At 47.7% G+C, this 15,785-nt stretch carries 12 protein-coding genes; 8 read left to right on the top strand and 4 right to left on the bottom strand.

The window, feature by feature from the left end:
- Positions 1 to 192: 192 nt before the first annotated feature.
- Positions 193 to 831 (bottom strand): pyridoxamine 5'-phosphate oxidase, encoded by a 639-nt coding sequence (pdxH, locus tag BM082_RS19550; RefSeq protein ID WP_074928291.1) that lies wholly within the window; start codon positions 829 to 831, stop codon positions 193 to 195.
- A 97-nt stretch (positions 832 to 928) separates the two neighbouring features.
- Between pdxH and BM082_RS19545 the strand changes: the two genes are divergently transcribed.
- The 8 genes from BM082_RS19545 to BM082_RS19510 all read left to right on the top strand — a co-directional run bounded on the left by BM082_RS19545 (position 929) and on the right by BM082_RS19510 (position 12,323).
- Positions 929 to 2,743, top strand: coding sequence for a sensor histidine kinase (locus tag BM082_RS19545; protein WP_074928288.1), 1,815 nt, complete (start codon positions 929 to 931; stop codon positions 2,741 to 2,743).
- The gene (locus BM082_RS19540) at positions 2,733 to 4,049 is read left to right on the top strand and encodes a sigma-54-dependent transcriptional regulator (RefSeq protein WP_074928285.1); all 1,317 of its coding nucleotides are present in this window, start codon (positions 2,733 to 2,735) and stop codon (positions 4,047 to 4,049) included. The genes BM082_RS19545 and BM082_RS19540 overlap by 11 nt, the downstream gene beginning before the upstream one ends.
- 180 nt (positions 4,050 to 4,229) lie before the next feature.
- Entirely contained in the window at positions 4,230 to 5,630 is a 1,401-nt protein-coding gene (locus tag BM082_RS19535) for an HlyD family type I secretion periplasmic adaptor subunit (protein WP_017015091.1), read from the top strand.
- A gap of 47 nt (positions 5,631 to 5,677) precedes the next feature.
- On the top strand, positions 5,678 to 6,997 hold the full coding sequence (locus tag BM082_RS19530; protein WP_017011727.1) for a TolC family outer membrane protein: 1,320 nt from the start codon (positions 5,678 to 5,680) through the stop codon (positions 6,995 to 6,997).
- 2 nt (positions 6,998 to 6,999) lie between these two features.
- Positions 7,000 to 7,590: an OmpA family protein gene (locus BM082_RS19525; protein WP_017011726.1), complete on the top strand. Its 591-nt coding sequence runs from the start codon at positions 7,000 to 7,002 to the stop codon at positions 7,588 to 7,590.
- A gap of 16 nt (positions 7,591 to 7,606) precedes the next feature.
- Positions 7,607 to 8,275: a transglutaminase-like cysteine peptidase gene (locus BM082_RS19520; protein WP_017015089.1), complete on the top strand. Its 669-nt coding sequence runs from the start codon at positions 7,607 to 7,609 to the stop codon at positions 8,273 to 8,275.
- 6 nt (positions 8,276 to 8,281) lie between these two features.
- The gene (locus tag BM082_RS19515) at positions 8,282 to 10,213 is read left to right on the top strand and encodes a bifunctional diguanylate cyclase/phosphodiesterase (protein WP_017015088.1); all 1,932 of its coding nucleotides are present in this window, start codon (positions 8,282 to 8,284) and stop codon (positions 10,211 to 10,213) included.
- The gene (locus BM082_RS19510) at positions 10,206 to 12,323 is read left to right on the top strand and encodes a type I secretion system permease/ATPase (RefSeq protein ID WP_017015087.1); all 2,118 of its coding nucleotides are present in this window, start codon (positions 10,206 to 10,208) and stop codon (positions 12,321 to 12,323) included. The genes BM082_RS19515 and BM082_RS19510 overlap by 8 nt, the downstream gene beginning before the upstream one ends.
- A gap of 170 nt (positions 12,324 to 12,493) precedes the next feature.
- On the opposite strand, the gene BM082_RS19505 is transcribed toward BM082_RS19510, so the two are convergent.
- The 3 genes from BM082_RS19505 to BM082_RS19495 all read right to left on the bottom strand — a co-directional run bounded on the left by BM082_RS19505 (position 12,494) and on the right by BM082_RS19495 (position 15,773).
- Positions 12,494 to 14,152, bottom strand: coding sequence for a flagellar assembly protein A (locus BM082_RS19505; RefSeq protein ID WP_017017389.1), 1,659 nt, complete (start codon positions 14,150 to 14,152; stop codon positions 12,494 to 12,496).
- Positions 14,153 to 14,444: 292 nt separating this feature from the next.
- Positions 14,445 to 14,831: a PilZ domain-containing protein gene (locus BM082_RS19500; RefSeq protein WP_017011721.1), complete on the bottom strand. Its 387-nt coding sequence runs from the start codon at positions 14,829 to 14,831 to the stop codon at positions 14,445 to 14,447.
- 192 nt (positions 14,832 to 15,023) lie between these two features.
- Positions 15,024 to 15,773, bottom strand: a complete 750-nt coding sequence (locus tag BM082_RS19495; RefSeq protein ID WP_074928282.1) for a phosphatase — start codon at positions 15,771 to 15,773, stop codon at positions 15,024 to 15,026.
- Positions 15,774 to 15,785 lie beyond the last annotated feature (12 nt).

Raw genomic sequence — 15,785 nt, 5'->3', positions numbered from 1 at the left:
ACTCAGACATAAAAAATCGGCCTCAACAATGTTGAGGCCGATTATGAAGCCTGCGTAGGATCGTTCAATGACTTAAAACGATCGGCATTAAGCCATTGGCTGCTTTTTTGTTGGTTCCTGTCACTCCGCACTTCGCATCAAGACTCGTGGCAATAAGGGGAATAGTCGCGTTAGCAATGACGACGATAAAAGCTACGGCGCTAAGCGCTCGATATCCCATTGGCCTTTTTCTTCACCTTGGTAGATAAAGCGGTCATGCAAACGGTGTTCACCACCTTGCCAGAATTCAAACGACTCAGGCTTCACGCGAAAGCCGCCCCAAAACGTTGGCACTGGGACTTCGCCTTTATCGAATTGTTGCTTCAATTCCATGTATTTGCTTTCCAGCGCTGATCGCGCAGAAATACGTTCACTTTGGCGACTCGCCCACGCTGCAAGCTGGCTCTCTTTTGGTCGTGATAAGAAATACTTCATCACTTCCATTTTACTCAGCTTAACCGCTTCGCCAGTGATATGTACCTGACGCTCAAGGGGATGCCATGGGAAATGCAGACTAATCTTCGCGTTGTCTACAAGCTGTTTCGCTTTGCGACTGCCAAGGTTGGTATAAAACACAAAGCCACCGTCATCGAAATGCTTCAACAACACGATGCGCTGAAAAGGCTGGCCTGTTTCATCCACGGTCGCCACTGTCATTGCCGTTGGGTCTGGTAATTTGGCATCAATGGCTTGTTTGAGCCAGTGCTCAAAGAATTGAATAGGGTTTTCAGGCAGGTCTTTGCGTCTCAATCCACCTTGGTTATATTCTCTTCGAATATCAAACAAATCCATGTATTGCTCCCATTAAGGTTTTTGCCATTTTGCGGCGGGCGGCGGCATTTCTCAAGTGAATTTCTTCGCCTCGCGCCCTTCACACATCAAGGAAGATATGCGCCGAATTCAATTTTTAGCCGCGGTTTCCGTGATGGGCTTCATCCTCACCGCAGCCGTTGCCGCATTTACGTACTTTTCGGTAGAGAAGCGATACACCAATGATATCCAAAATGATGTCTATCAGCTTCACGAGAAGCTCTCAGCCGAGCTTGCGCGTTACAGTGAAATTCCCGTCGTATTGTCTGCCGACCCTCGCTTAAAACGCCTGTTACGCGTGCCTAACAGCGAGCGCTTACTCTCCCAAACCAATGCCATTCTGGAAAGCTGGAACAATCGACTGAACAGCGATGTCCTATACCTGATGGACAAGAACGGCTTAACACTCGCCGCCAGTAACTTTGATTCCAGCACCACCTTTGTTGGGCACAACTACAATTATCGCCCCTACTTCCGTCAAGCCATGGAAGGGGAAAAAGGCCAATATTACGCGCTGGGTGTTGTATCCGATAAGCGAGGGTATTACTTCTCTTATCCTATTTGGGATCACGACCAGATCGTCGGTGTGTTAGTGCTGAAAGTTGATCTCTCCATCATCGATAGAATCTGGGATCAGCAGAAATTCGACTATTTGATTGCCGATCCGCTTGGTGTCGTGTTCTACAGTTCGCGTAACGATTGGCTCTACCAATCTCTCGCCAAACTCACCGACAACCAAAAGAACGCAATTCGCGATTCACGCCGTTACGGCGACAGCGCGTTGAATAGCCTGACGGAATACCAAGAACTCGAGACACTGAGACCCTTGAGCAGTTTATCCTTAGGCTTGTCGACAACAGGCCGAGAGCGCGTATTGGTGGCCAATACCGAACTTGGCAGCGCGGGTTGGCGTATCTATGGTTTTGTTCCTATCAGCAAGCTTTGGCCAATGGTGGTGCAATCGGCACTGCTTTTTGCCACCTTCTATGGTTTGCTGGTGCTGGTCATGACGGCGTGGTTACAAACTGTCAAAACCCAACGCAAGCTTGCCCAACTCAACGACGATCTCGAACAAAAAGTGGCAGCACGTACATCAAGCCTTGAAGAAACCAACACGGCGTTGCGTGACAGTATTACGCAATACGAAGACACCCAACGAGCGTTAAGGCAAACCGAATCCGAGTTAATTCAAGCAGCCAAGCTGGCGATGCTCGGCGAGCTTTCTGCCAGCATTAACCACGAAATAAACCAACCGCTCGCGGCCATGCGCACGTATACAGAAAACAGCATCAAATTGATGGATCGCGAACGTTATCAAGATGTGCAAAAGAACCTGACCTCAATTCACGAACTGATCGGCTTGGTCGCTGACATTATCGCGCGCTTTAAAGTGTTTGCTCGCAAGCAAGGGGAAGAAGGCCGACGCCTTGCCGCACTGGACGATGTGATTAATGCTTCATTGATGCTTTCCGAAGCCAGTTTCAACAAGAAGGGGATCCACATCGATTGTGCCATTCTTGAACGTGGGATCATGGTGAATGCTGACCCCGTCCAACTTGAACAAGTCATTCTGAATCTGCTTAGCAACGCCACGTATGCCGTCCGCCACTCAGACAGCCCCGCGATAGGCATCACAGTCTCTACGCATTTGGATTGGGTAGATGTGCATGTCTGGGATAACGGCCCCGGTATGGATAATGACACCAAGAAACACATTTTCTCGCCTTTCTACACCACGAAGAAAGACGGCCTGGGGTTAGGCCTAACCATTTGCCGCCGTATCATTGAAGCCTTTGATGGTCGATTGCGAGCAGAAGACCACACAGACGGCGGTGCAGAACTGATCGTCAGCCTAAAACGCCTTCAAGACGGAGAAACATCCCATGACGCATGAAGTTTGGATCATTGATGACGAACGTTCGATCCGTGACTCGCTTCAACAGACGCTCGACATCGAAGGCTATTTAGCGCGTGCATTTGCCTCAGCCCCTGAAGCACTCGATGCCCTAACCAACACGTTTGAAGGCGTCATCATTTCCGATATCAACATGCCGAAAATGAACGGGTTGGCGTTTCTAAAGCATGCCTTACAGATTGATGCTGAGCTCTCTGTCGTCATGCTAACCGGACACGGGGATATCTCTACGGCCGTCTCTGCCATGCGCGATGGCGCGTATGATTTTCTCGAAAAGCCCTTCTCAACCGACCATCTCCTAGACGTTATTCGTCGTGGTATTGATAAACGCCAACTCGTGTTGGAGAACCGAGAGCTCAAACGAGAATTGGAAACACACAGTGCGCCTGGTCCACGTATTTTGGGTAACTCGGAGCAAATTAAGCAACTGCGCCGCTCGCTATTCCATCTGAAAAATCTGGATTGCGACCTATTGATGCAAGGCGAACGAGGCACAGGCAAAGAACTGGCTGCACGTTTTATGCATGACCAAGGCACCCGACAGGACGAGCCCTTTGTCGCGGTGAAATGCCGACAGGTTCCCGAGGCTTTGTTGGAACTTGAATTGTTTGGTCCTGAGCAAACTGGCTTTTCCACGCATCCTTTTTATAAAAACAGCAAACTCGCCGCTGCGGGGACAGGCACCCTGTTTTTGGATGGCATTGAAGCCCTTCCTCGCCATGTGCAAGCTCGATTGGCAAACATCATGACAAGCGACAACACGTCACCACGGCCGAGAATCATGGCATCTACCCGCGTCGATCTGACCAACAGTGTCCAGCAGGGCATGTTCGATCTCGACCTCTATACCATTCTCTCAGCGGTCTCCGTGCCCTTTTCGCCTCTACGCGAACGCGGAGAGGATGTGATTACCTTATGCCAAAACTTTTTTCGAACCACAGCTTCTCGCTTTGGCATCGCGCCACCAAGCCTTAAAGACGAACACAAAGCCTCACTGACGCAGCACCAATGGCAAGGCAATATCACAGAACTACGAAATTTTGCAGAGCGTTGGGTCTTGATGGGGGAACAGCAAGCCATGCTGTCTGATGTCAGTTTGCAGGAAAAAGAACACGACACATTGGTCGAAAGAATACAAAAAGTAGAGCGCGCAATCCTAAGCGATGCACTCAATCGACACAGCGGAAGATTAAAGGAAATTCAGTCAGAACTAGGGCTTGCGCGCAAAACGCTATACGAAAAACTGAAGAAATATGGTCTCGATAAAGAGAATTTTAAGGCCTAGTCTCTAGGCCTCCCCTCCTCTCCCCCCCGTCAGCTCTCGCATCTTACTGATTATCAACATTCTTACCACTGAGATCATGGACTTGGGTCATCATCTGTACACTGTCCGCGATTAGAGAATATCCGTTACTTAAACTACGCTTAGTAAAAGTGTTTCGAAGATTTTATAGTTGGCAAAACAATGAGAAAAAAAGATAAATCTGCATTAACACTGCCGGCCAGTGAACATTTGGACTACATAGACGACAAAACCGCCGCGCTTTTACTTTCAACACCCAAAAGTGCACGCGTTTTGCTTTGGGTCATTATTGCGTTTCTCGTCGTGACCGCAGTGTGGGCATCCTATGCAGAATTAGACAAAGTGACCGTGGGTCAGGGCAAGGTTATTCCTTCTTCACAACTACAAGTGGTGCAGAATCTTGAAGGTGGATTGGTAAAAGAACTGTTGATCCGCGAAGGCGACATTGTCACCAAAGATCAACAGCTTCTGTTGATCGATGACACCATGTTTCGATCTGACTTCCGTGAACGTGTGCAAGAGCTAACAAGTTTGCAAGGCGATGCCGTCACGCTGAAGGCGCTGACCGACTCCGTGGTTGTGAATCCAGAAGTACAAACACGCGACTGGAAGCAAAGCGTCACACTCTTTCGCAGCGAACTCGTCTTTGAAGCTGATTTCATTAAAGAGCACCGCACCGTTGTTTCCCGTCAACGTGCCGCTTACAAAGAAAAACTCAACAACCTAGAGAACCAATTGTCTGTGACGGCACAGCAAATTCGCCAGAAAGAACAAGAAGTTATCGAGGTAAAAGCGCGCGTGCAGAACCTAAAACTGAGTTACAACTACGCGCGAGAAGAATACAACATCACCAAACCTCTCGCCGATGAAGGCGTTGTACCGCAAATCGATTTGCTCAAACTGCAACGACAAGTGAACGACACCAAACGTGAGCTTTCTTCGGCAGAGCTGTCTTTGCCTTCACTGACCTCCTCTTTGCAGGAGTTTGTTTTCAAACATATCGACGTAGCATTGAAATTCCGCGCCGAACAGCAAGAACGCCTAAACGATATCGAAGATAAGCTACTCGCCATGACGGAAACTCGTGTCACTTTGGAAGACAGGGTTGAACGTACCGTGGTACTTAGCCCTGTCGATGGCACCATCAAAAAATTGCACGTAAATACCGTGGGGGGTGTTATCCAACCCGGTATGGACCTCGTCGAAATTGTTCCTAGCGAAGACAACTTATTGATTGAGGCGAAGATCGCCCCGCAAGACATTGCCTTTCTTCGCCCAGGGCTCGACGCCATCATTAAATTCAGTGCGTACGACTTCACAGTGTATGGCGGCCTAAATGGCATTTTAGAAACCATCAGCGCCGACACCATTCAAGATGAAGAAGGGAACAGCTTTTACCTCGTAAAAATCAGAACCGAATCTAACAACCTCGGGGATGGATCAGAGCTTCCTATAATTCCAGGTATGACGGCTTCCGCCGACATCATTACAGGGAAGCGCAGCGTGTTGGATTACCTATTAAAACCAATATTACAAGCGCAGAAATCTGCATTGCGTGAATAGAACACTTTTTGGGAATGTATTGCCAACCCATTGATGGGAGACGTATTTTGAACTGGAAAAAATGGATTGTTGTAACAACAGTCAGCGCCATCGCTGCGCCGACGTGGGCTTTTTCTGTCGAGCAAGCTGTCGCAACGACCATAGCGACAGACCCCGAATTGAAAAGTGCATTCAATGATTTTATGAGCTCTCGTGAAGACATTGAATCCGCACAAGGCGGCTACCTTCCAGCAGTAGACCTGAGTGCAGGTTTTGGATACGAATACGTCAATAACAGCACAACCGAGGCCAGCGGTGAGAAGAGCTTTAACCGCAAAGATGCCACATTGAGCCTTACTCAGCTTATTTGGGATGGCACAACCGGCAACAACATTGAGCGCTCTGAATTCGAAGCCGAAGCGCAGCGATTCCAATTGCTGTCAGACGCGCAAGACAAGACATTACGTGTTACTGAAGTCTATGTTGCCGTGCTAAAGGCCGCACAGTTGCTATCCTTGTCAGAAGCAAACGTCGAAGTGCACGAAAAGATTTTAGGCGATATCAAACGTCGCGCTGAATCCGGCATTGGTTCGACCGCGGATTTGTCACAAGTGGAAGCGCGTGTTGCACGCGCCTTTACTAACATGTTGGCAGCCCGCAGTAATTTAGAAGATGCAGAATCTGAATTTTATCGTGTGGTAGGTGCAGAGCCAGTTAACCCAACAGATCCAGAGGTTGATGAGCTTTCACTGCCGACAACACGTGACGCAGCATTAGAACGCGCCATCGAACTCAACCCTGTGATAAAGCTAGCAACCTATGACATTGATGCTGCCCGTGCACAGTACCGACTAAACAAGGGCAACTTCTATCCAACCCTATCGTTTGAAGCCAGCCAAAACTGGAGCGACGATGCGGGTGGTGTAGAAGAACAAGTCGACGAATTTAGCGCCATGCTGCGATTACGCGTCAACCTCTACAACGGTGGTTCTGACACTGCCGATGTTCGCAGGAGCGCATACCAACTCAATAAATCGAAAGACATTTTTGATAATGCCTATCGATTATTGGAAGAGAGCACTCGCTTATCTTGGAGTGCATATCAGCTGACGGAACAGCAAAAAATCTACTTAGCAGAGCACGTTGATGCTGCTTCTGAAACGGTTATTGCTTATGAAAAGCAATTTCGTATCGGCCGCCGCACACTGCTCGACTTGTTAAACACTGAAAATGAGCTGTTCGAGGCACGTCGTTCGTATCTAGATGCTCATTACGCGAATATCACCGCAAAGTACCGAGTACTGAACAGTACAGGCTCGCTATTAGATGCACTTCGCGTGGACGTACCTCAAGAATGGCTCGAACCTGTAATAAATGGTGAGGGTTAAAAATGAAACATCTCTTGTTACTCGGCTTTCTCGTATCGGTGGGTGGCTGTTCGCTGTCTGCCGAGCCTCCTGCCTTAGCCGAGCAGCGCTCAGATTTACTGGATGATGATAGTGATGGTGTAATCAACGCACGTGATTTGTGCGATGGAACAGAAGCCAGTGCTGTTATCGATAATGATGGGTGCCCAACATACCTTTTAATTGAAAGTGATAATTCTCTCAGGATTCAGTTTGCAAACGACTCGTCAAATGTAGCACCAGCTTATAGCGAAGAACTGGACAAAATGGCTGAATTCCTTAAGCTCTATCCTGAAACCTCTCTAGAACTTCAAGGACATACAAGTTCTCCTGGCGCCAACGACTACAACCAAAACTTGTCTGTCCAGCGTGCTAAAGCAGTCAAGGCGCAATTGAAACAAAGAGGCATTGATGCCGATCGTCTCACTCTCGTTGGATTGGGTGAAGAGGATTTAATACTGACCGATAAAACGGAAACACCTCAACTGGTGAATCGTCGTGTTGTTGGTCGTGTAAAAGGATTCAAAGGAGACATTGAAGAAGCATGGACCATCTTTACCCGACGGGAACAATAGTTATTGAGGTCGCCTAATGCAAAAAAGGGCAACACTGTTTCTACTGTTCTTGTTGCCATCGATCGTTACATTTGCACTCACAGGCACTGATGCTCAGTGGGTGAACAAAGTATCAGCATTTTACGGAGAAAGGGCTGGGAAGCGTGTCACCGCTTGGAGAAATGTGGTTGAGGAGTCTAGCAACCTCTCCGAGCGGGAAAAACTCGCTGCTGTAAACAGCTTTTTTAATCAGCTCTACTTTGTTAACGATATCGATCTATGGGGCAAGAAGGACTACTGGGCTACGCCGCTTGAGTTTTTAGGCAGTGCGGCGGGTGATTGTGAAGACTTCAGCATCGCGAAGTACTTCACATTACGTGAGCTAGGCATCGACGATAAGAAATTGCGATTGGTTTATGTCAAAGCAATCAAACTTAATCAATTTCACATGGTTGTTGCTTACTACCCAACCGCATCTTCAGAGCCAGTGCTTCTCGACAATATCGATCCTGAAATCAAACTGGCATCAAAACGACGTGACCTCCTGCCTGTCTACAGCTTCAACGGTAGCAGGCTTTGGCTTATGAAAGAACGCGGTAAAGGTGAACTGGCTGGGAAGTCTTCACGCTTAGGGTTGTGGAACGATCTCAGAGCGCGAATGGGCACAGTGAAGCTTAAAAGACCGATCAAAAACTATGATGGGTAAATCTCTATGACTCTCTACCGGCAACTGTTTACATGGATGTTGGCAATTTTCTTTCTGTTGATCATCGCGGTCACAGGGATTGAATTGAACACGACACGTAACTTCCTGCTGACTCAGCAAACTGCTGAGGTAAACAATACGATCAACTCAATGGGTCTTGCGTTAGCGCCCTATCTCGAATCAGACGATAAGGTTGCGACGGAATCCGTCATTAATGCCCTTTTTGATGGAGGCTTCTACCAAGAAGTTCGCTTAAGAATGCTGTCTGATGGCAGTGAAATTATTCGCCAATACCCAGTAACGGTTGACGGTGTTCCCGATTGGTATATTGGTCTCGACCTCTTCCCTGTGATCACTGAAGAGCGCACATTTACCAGCGGGTGGCTGCAACTTGCAGAAGTGGTGGTGGTTTCTCACCCTGGTTTTGCATACAAGGAAATGTGGAGCGCCACGATTCAATTGGGTGTGTGGATAGGTATTTTATTTGCGATCGCCATGTTCATCATTGGCTTGCAACTTAGCCGCTCTTTACGTCCGCTTGCGTTGATCACCAACAGAGCGAAAGACATTGCGCAAAACAAGTTCGGCGAGCCCATTCCTTTGCCTCCAACGTCTGAGTTGAAAACCGTTGTTAAGGCAATCAACCAGATGAGCAAGCAGCTTGAAGACTACTTTGAGCAACAAGCCAAAGAAGCTGATCGCCTTCGCGAACACGCCTATCGTGATGCCGTATCCGGTTTGGGTAACCGCAGTTTCTTCGTCGGTCAATTGAAATCATGGTTGGCAGAATCGGCGGTGGGTGGTTTGGTCATGGCGAAAGTCGATTTGATCACAGACACCTATCAAAACCAAGGCTTTGAAAAAGGTGACAGTTTGGTCAGTCAGTTCGCGAAGAAGCTGAACACCACGATCACCGATGCAGATTACACAGCCTCTCGTATCTCCAAAGATGAGTTTGTCATCCTCGCGCCCAACGGTACGAACGAAGACATGCGCATGATAGGTGAGAGCTTGTTGGCCATCGTGACTGACATGCAACAAGACCCAATGGGCATTAGCCCGCCAAAAGTCGCCATTGGTTTAGTCGTGAACGGCGCAGGTAACCGCGATGCAAGTGTGCTGCTTGCGCAAGCTGACAACGCGTTAACGCAAGCGCGCAACGATCCTAATCATCCTATTTCGATGCTAGACCAAGCCGCCAACGACTCTTCCATGGGCAGACAGCAATGGAAATCGCTTATTTTGGATGCCATTGCTCACGATTGGTTTGTGTTTAAGTTCCAGCCCGCGTCTAGTAGCGATAAGTCCGTTCTCCACCAAGAGGTGTTCTCAGCCATTGAACGTGGTGATGAATATTTTGGTGCGGCGCACTTCCTCGGGGCTGTTGAACAACTGGAACTGGGCGAATCGTTTGACCGATATGTGGTTTCCCACATGATAGGCAAGCTCATTGATGACCCCAAAATGGGCCCTATTGCCATCAACCTGACCCAGAGCAGTGTCACAGATGCGTCTTTCATTCGCTGGTTAACCTCAGTGATGCAGAAGAACCGTGCACTCGCCGGGCGCCTGTTCTTTGAAATCCCAGAAAGTGTGTTTGTACGTTACCCAGACCATGTGGGTCTGCTGACAGAACAAGCGCACCGATTCCACTTCGGTTTCGGCGTGGATAACTACGGTAGAAACTTCCAATCGCTGGATTACTTGAACAAATTCAAGCCTTCATACGTGAAGATTGATTTCGCATATACAAGCAACTTAGACGACGAAGCACAAACCCATGTGCTAGCCTCAATATGCCGTACGGCACACAATTTGAATATCACGACAATCGCCACACGTGTCGAAACCGAAGCACAGCTAAATAAACTGTCAGAACTCTTTGTTAACGGTTTCCAAGGGTTCATCTTCGAGAAAAAAGTAGAGCATCATGGTTAAAGATCCACTATTGCAATCTCTGGTCTACGTAAGCCGTTATTTCGGTCAATCAAACTCGCCGGATGCCTTGGTATCCGGGTTGCCGATTTCTGACGGCTACCTCTCCCCTTTCCTCTTCCCTCGCGCAGCGGAAAGGGCAGGTATTATCGCCAAAGAAGCAAGAATGGATATCAGTGAACTCTCTCTGCTTCTTTGCCCTTGTATCATGTTACTCAAAGGCAATGAGGCCTGTGTGCTTCTCAGCATTAGCCATGAAACAGGCGAAGCTGAAATTGTTACACCGCATACCGACACAATCACCAACGTGGTGAAAATCGAAGACCTGAAAGAGGATTACCTCGGTCGGGTTTTCTTGTTGAAAAAGCAATTCCGTTACGACGAGCGTTCGCCGGAGATGCTGAAAGAGCGCAGTGGTCACTGGTTCTGGAGCACCTTGTGGGAATCACGTTCAATTTACCGTGATGTATTACTCGCCTCGGTGTTCATTAATGCCTTTGCCATCGCGACGCCACTGTTCTCGCGGATCGTGTATGACAAGGTGGTACCCAACCTCGCCTTCGATTCCCTTTGGGTGCTCGCGAGCGGTATTTTCGTTATTTTCATCTTTGACTTAATACTCAAACTGCTCCGAAGTTACTTTATTGATATCTCAGGTAAGAAATCAGACCTACTGATCTCCTCGCGCATCTTCCAGAAAGTCATGGGGATACGCATGGAAGCGAGGCCGCCATCAGTTGGGGCCTTTGCACGGCATATGCAAGAATTCGAATCGATACGGGATTTTTTCACGTCCGCATCCGTATCAGCTCTGATTGATTTGCCGTTTGCATTCTTCTTCCTGTTTATCATCTGGATTGTTGCCGGGCCGTTGGTCATTGTTCCAATTGTCGCTGTGGCTTGCTTGGTCATTCACGCGATGATTATTCAAAAACCACTACGCCATACCATTGAAGAAGGCTCTCGTTTGTCTTCTCAAAAGAACGCGAACTTAATTGAGAGCTTGGCCGGTCTTGAAACCATCAAATTGTTTGGTGCAGAAAGCCAGTTCCAATACCGTTGGGAAGAAGCCGTCGCCCACATGTCAAACTGGGGCATTAAAACACGTCGCCTTACGGACTCGGTGCAAAACGCAGCCGGCTTCATTCAACAGTTTGTTTCTGTCGCGATGATCGTGTTTGGTGTGTATTTGATTGCCAATGGTGACCTCACCATGGGTGGTTTGATTGCAGCATCAATGTTGAGCTCCCGTGCTGTCGGTCCTCTAGTTCAACTTTCCTTGCTGTCGACACGTTACAACCAAGCCAAATCAGCCATGGCCATCATTGACCAACTGATGAACATGCCATCAGAACAAGAAGATGGTCGTCGTTATATTCACCGTCCTGTGATGCGCGGTAAAATTGAGTTTGATCGTGTTAATTTCAGTTATCCGAATACAGATGTTTCTGCGCTACGCGATATCTCGCTGACCATTCTTCCGGGCGAAAAGGTCGCAATCATTGGACGCATCGGCTCAGGGAAAACCACATTGAGTCGCCTCTTAATGGGCCTGTATCGTCCTACAGAGGGTTCTGTACGCATCGATGATACTGATATCACCCAAATCCACAATATCGACATACGACGTAATATAGGCTGTGTTCCGCAGGATCCAACGCTGTTCTTTGGTTCAATCAGGGATAACATCACCCTAGGACGTCCTCTGGCTGATGACCGAGATATTTTGGATGCGGCAAACCGTTCTGGTGTCACCACATTTACACAACGCGATCCCGCAGGGTTGGAACGTCAAGTCGGTGAAGGGGGCAATCAGTTATCAGGCGGTCAACGACAAGCCATTGCCATCGCGCGTGCCATGTTAGGCCGTCCACCCGTGCTATTGATGGATGAACCCACCAGTGCGATGGATAACCGTTCCGAGCAATACATTAAGCAGCAACTTGCTTCAATGCGTCGCGATGAAACACTGATTCTGAATACGCACAAGACGGGCATGCTTGATATCGTCGACCGCATTATTGTGGTTGAACAAGGCAGTATCGTCGCAGACGGTCCTAAGCTAGCTGTGCTTCAGGCGCTGAAAGAAGGCAAGGTGCAAAAAGCGAGCTAATCGCCAATTGAAAAATGGCAAAAACGTACAGAAACAAAAAAAGCACCCGAGGGTGCTTTTTTATTTCTATCAGGCGCATAACTAAGAATACAAGCGCTACCCTATTTACACTGTAAAGGCCTGAGTTAAGAAGAAAGCCATGGCATAAAGAAAAAATGCAAAGGAAAGCGTTACAACGGTTCTGGGTAAACTTCCTTCCCATTCGTCACAAGACGACAAGCGCCGAGTTCAGAGGTAACAGGTAAAGTCGATTCACCAATCTGGCAATACACACCAGGGAAACAGTGCTTCAATACATCAATCGTGTGGCTGCGGTACAAGGTGTTTAACTCTGATGACGAGGAGTCCATCTTGGCTTTGATCTCAGCAATACGTTCAAAGTGATGCGTTTTAGTCCAGGCAAGGCGCTCTATCAACGCCTCAGGGCGTTTATTTGCAGGTTGCTGAAGCAACTTCATCTCAGCGTCCTTCACCTTCATCAGTTGCTCATGCTCGCTCTCCAACTCTTTACCAAGTTGAATAGTGTCTATCATCATGGCTTCTAAACCAGTGAATGCATGAACACGCGTTACCACGCCAGACGTCGCCCCCAAGGTAACGACTTTCACACCACAGCGCGCAACGTGATTGCCCCCCGTTAACGTGCCCGTGCGTTTCGTTTGGTCGCAGATAAGGAGGTTACTGTTGGTGCGCGTTGTACAGTGCATCGCATGTTGGCTGATGATGATGTCACCCTCAGCTTCAATGTGTGCATACTGGGCAAACTTAACGATGACAGAGCCTTTGGCCCGCATTCTCGTTGTGATTTCTTGATCACCCTGAAGCTGCTTACCCAAGATACCGTTGTGAATAATAATGTCACCGCCGGCCTCAAGAAACGCAGTTTCCACAACACCACCTACGGTGATCGAACCTGTGGCGCTCACCCGCATACCGGCATTCACGTCACCATTTATCACCACGCTGCCTTCGAAATCGACATGGCCAGTCGCCACTGTGACCGATTTCATACACAACGCGTTATCCACCTCAACACCTTCGGGATGCAAAATGGGCATTCCAGACGTTGTCGCCACAACGATGTTCTCGTCGTTACTGCTGAAATCACTACCAGGGAAAAGACGCAATGGAATATCTTTACCCGGTGTTGTCGGTAGGACTTTCCCGTCTACACGGAAACCTTCAATGCCTTTTGTTGGCGGAATGCGTTTAGCAAGAGGTTGCCCTTCTTGAACCGTGACCATCTTACCAAGGTCACGCATATCTACCGTGCCATCTTCACGCTCTTGCGGGCGCAAAATACGCGCTTTACTGTCTTGTACAAGGAAAGCTAATTTTGAATCTTCGCCAGGAATCGGCCATTTACCTGCCGCGATAGGCGCTTCAAGATATTCACCAGGCTTAAGGCGCGCCGAGGCTGTGAGAAGTTTTTGAAGTGTTTGCTTTTTCACACCGCGAACAATTTGTGCTTCTTTTAACGAGGCAAGCAAATCACTTCCTTTAATAGGGTTACCACCACACGCACCATTCACACGAAGGAAGGCCGTCATTTTCTGCTCGTCAAAACGCGCGGTTACCGACGCATCGCGTCTCTCGGCAATAACAACGTCATCAGGCTCACCTTTCCATTCGTCATTAGACGCATTGATTTTGTCTAGCACCTTCACAATGGTTTCTTCAAAACGAAAAAAACTCGCGACCTTTTGGTCGATCAACCATTCAACAATGTGCTTCTTTTCAATCCGGGGTGTATTTTCGTCTGCCTTTGGAATGACGGTCATATAAACCCTGCGACCATCATTGGACAGCCGCAAAAGCTGTTGCAGCATGTAATCCCCTAAAATAGATCATTAAAAATACGAACCAATATCACACTTACATTCTACATATATAAATGCCGTCTCATGCCTAATAGTCGGCTCAAGTTGGATACAGATCGCATTAAATTACTGACTAAAATCTCAATAAAGACACTACGTCATATAAATGAATTATAGAGAGTTTTACTTAATATGCCGCACTCACCCTCTTATTAATTGAACTTGGTTTAGAGAAAAGTAACGCAGTAAAAATACTGCGCTATTAAAATCAGTGTCTTAAAGGAGAGAAGAATGAGAAAGGTTATACAGACAAACGTTGGTGATTCTCTTCAGACAGCCATTCATCAAGGCTAAAGCCATATCGATGCTGACCGTCAGCTTCCTCTTTACGATAAATAAGTGTGCCTTGCACTGGTGTCAGATTAACGACATGCAACATACATAGAGAATCCAACGTTAACTCATCATTGCACAACAGCCCAATGCCACTTCTGCTTACATCTCGAATAATGACCTTATGCCCAAAGTCATCATCTTCATGATCAACATCTAGATACGGATGAACATGTAAACGAGCAAGTATTCCACCGTTGCCTAACTCAATCCTTTCTTGAAAACGTTTACAGTTTTCTTCCCCTCCCGATTCACTGATCAGGGCTTCATAAAGCTTTTCGATGTCTTCCGCCATACTGCCTCCCAACGACTACTGCCAAGACAGCCCACTAAGCAGCAAAATTTAAGTATATGCTTATACTATTATCAATATTGTATTGAATGTTAGATGCTTACGCCCCTCCACAAGATGGCATAACATTCAGATTTATCAAATATGTGCGTTTTAGATTTCAGTACCGATTGCCTACTTTACAGTGTAAATCGATTAGTCAGCGAGAAGCTCCGACACCCTACGTTTGCGAATGGACTGACGCTTTACCAGATACTCTTCAAATATCGACGACTGACTGGTAACAACCTGGGACTCTTGCAAGCCGACTGTTTTGATGATGTTAGCAACATCATCAAGTCGTCCAATATCGGAAGCGAAATGTGCATCCGATCCAGTTGAAATAAATGCGCCACAATCTCTGGCAATTTCGGCGATTTCCAAACAGTTTGGTTCACTCCCCTTTCGCGACCCATTCAGTGAAGAGTTATTAAGTTCGAGCGCCACACCATGCGCAGCAGCAGTTTTGATAACCGCTTCCATATCGATGGGGAAAGAAGGATTACCAGAATGAGCGATCGCGTCTATCAGACCGGTTTTGATTGCGCCGATCATCGCTGAGGTATGCGCGGCTTTAGAGGATGGACGGAAGACAGGCTCGTGCAAGCTGGCGTTCACCCATTCCAAGTTCCCGTAAACATACGTCGGCATATCAAGCTCACCGTGCTCATTGAGTATGTTTGCTTCTGTACCTCTGATGATTCGCACGTCGCTTAAAAAGTCTGGGATCACACGTTGATTCACAAAGTGCCAAAAGTGAGGAGCGCCAGGCATTGTCGAAGCATGGTCAGTGACACATAAATAGGTAAGTCCGGCATCTTTCGCTGCCTTTGCATTTTCGATAACTGTACTGTACGCGTGACCACTTGCTAGCGTATGTGTATGCGTGTCCGCAACGAGTTTCATTGTTCATCCTTA

The organism is Enterovibrio norvegicus DSM 15893, from assembly GCF_900115495.1.
Classification (GTDB): domain Bacteria; phylum Pseudomonadota; class Gammaproteobacteria; order Enterobacterales; family Vibrionaceae; genus Enterovibrio; species Enterovibrio norvegicus.
The sequence above is the reverse complement of the archived record's forward strand: the minus strand, read 5'-3'. Positions and strand labels throughout refer to the sequence as shown.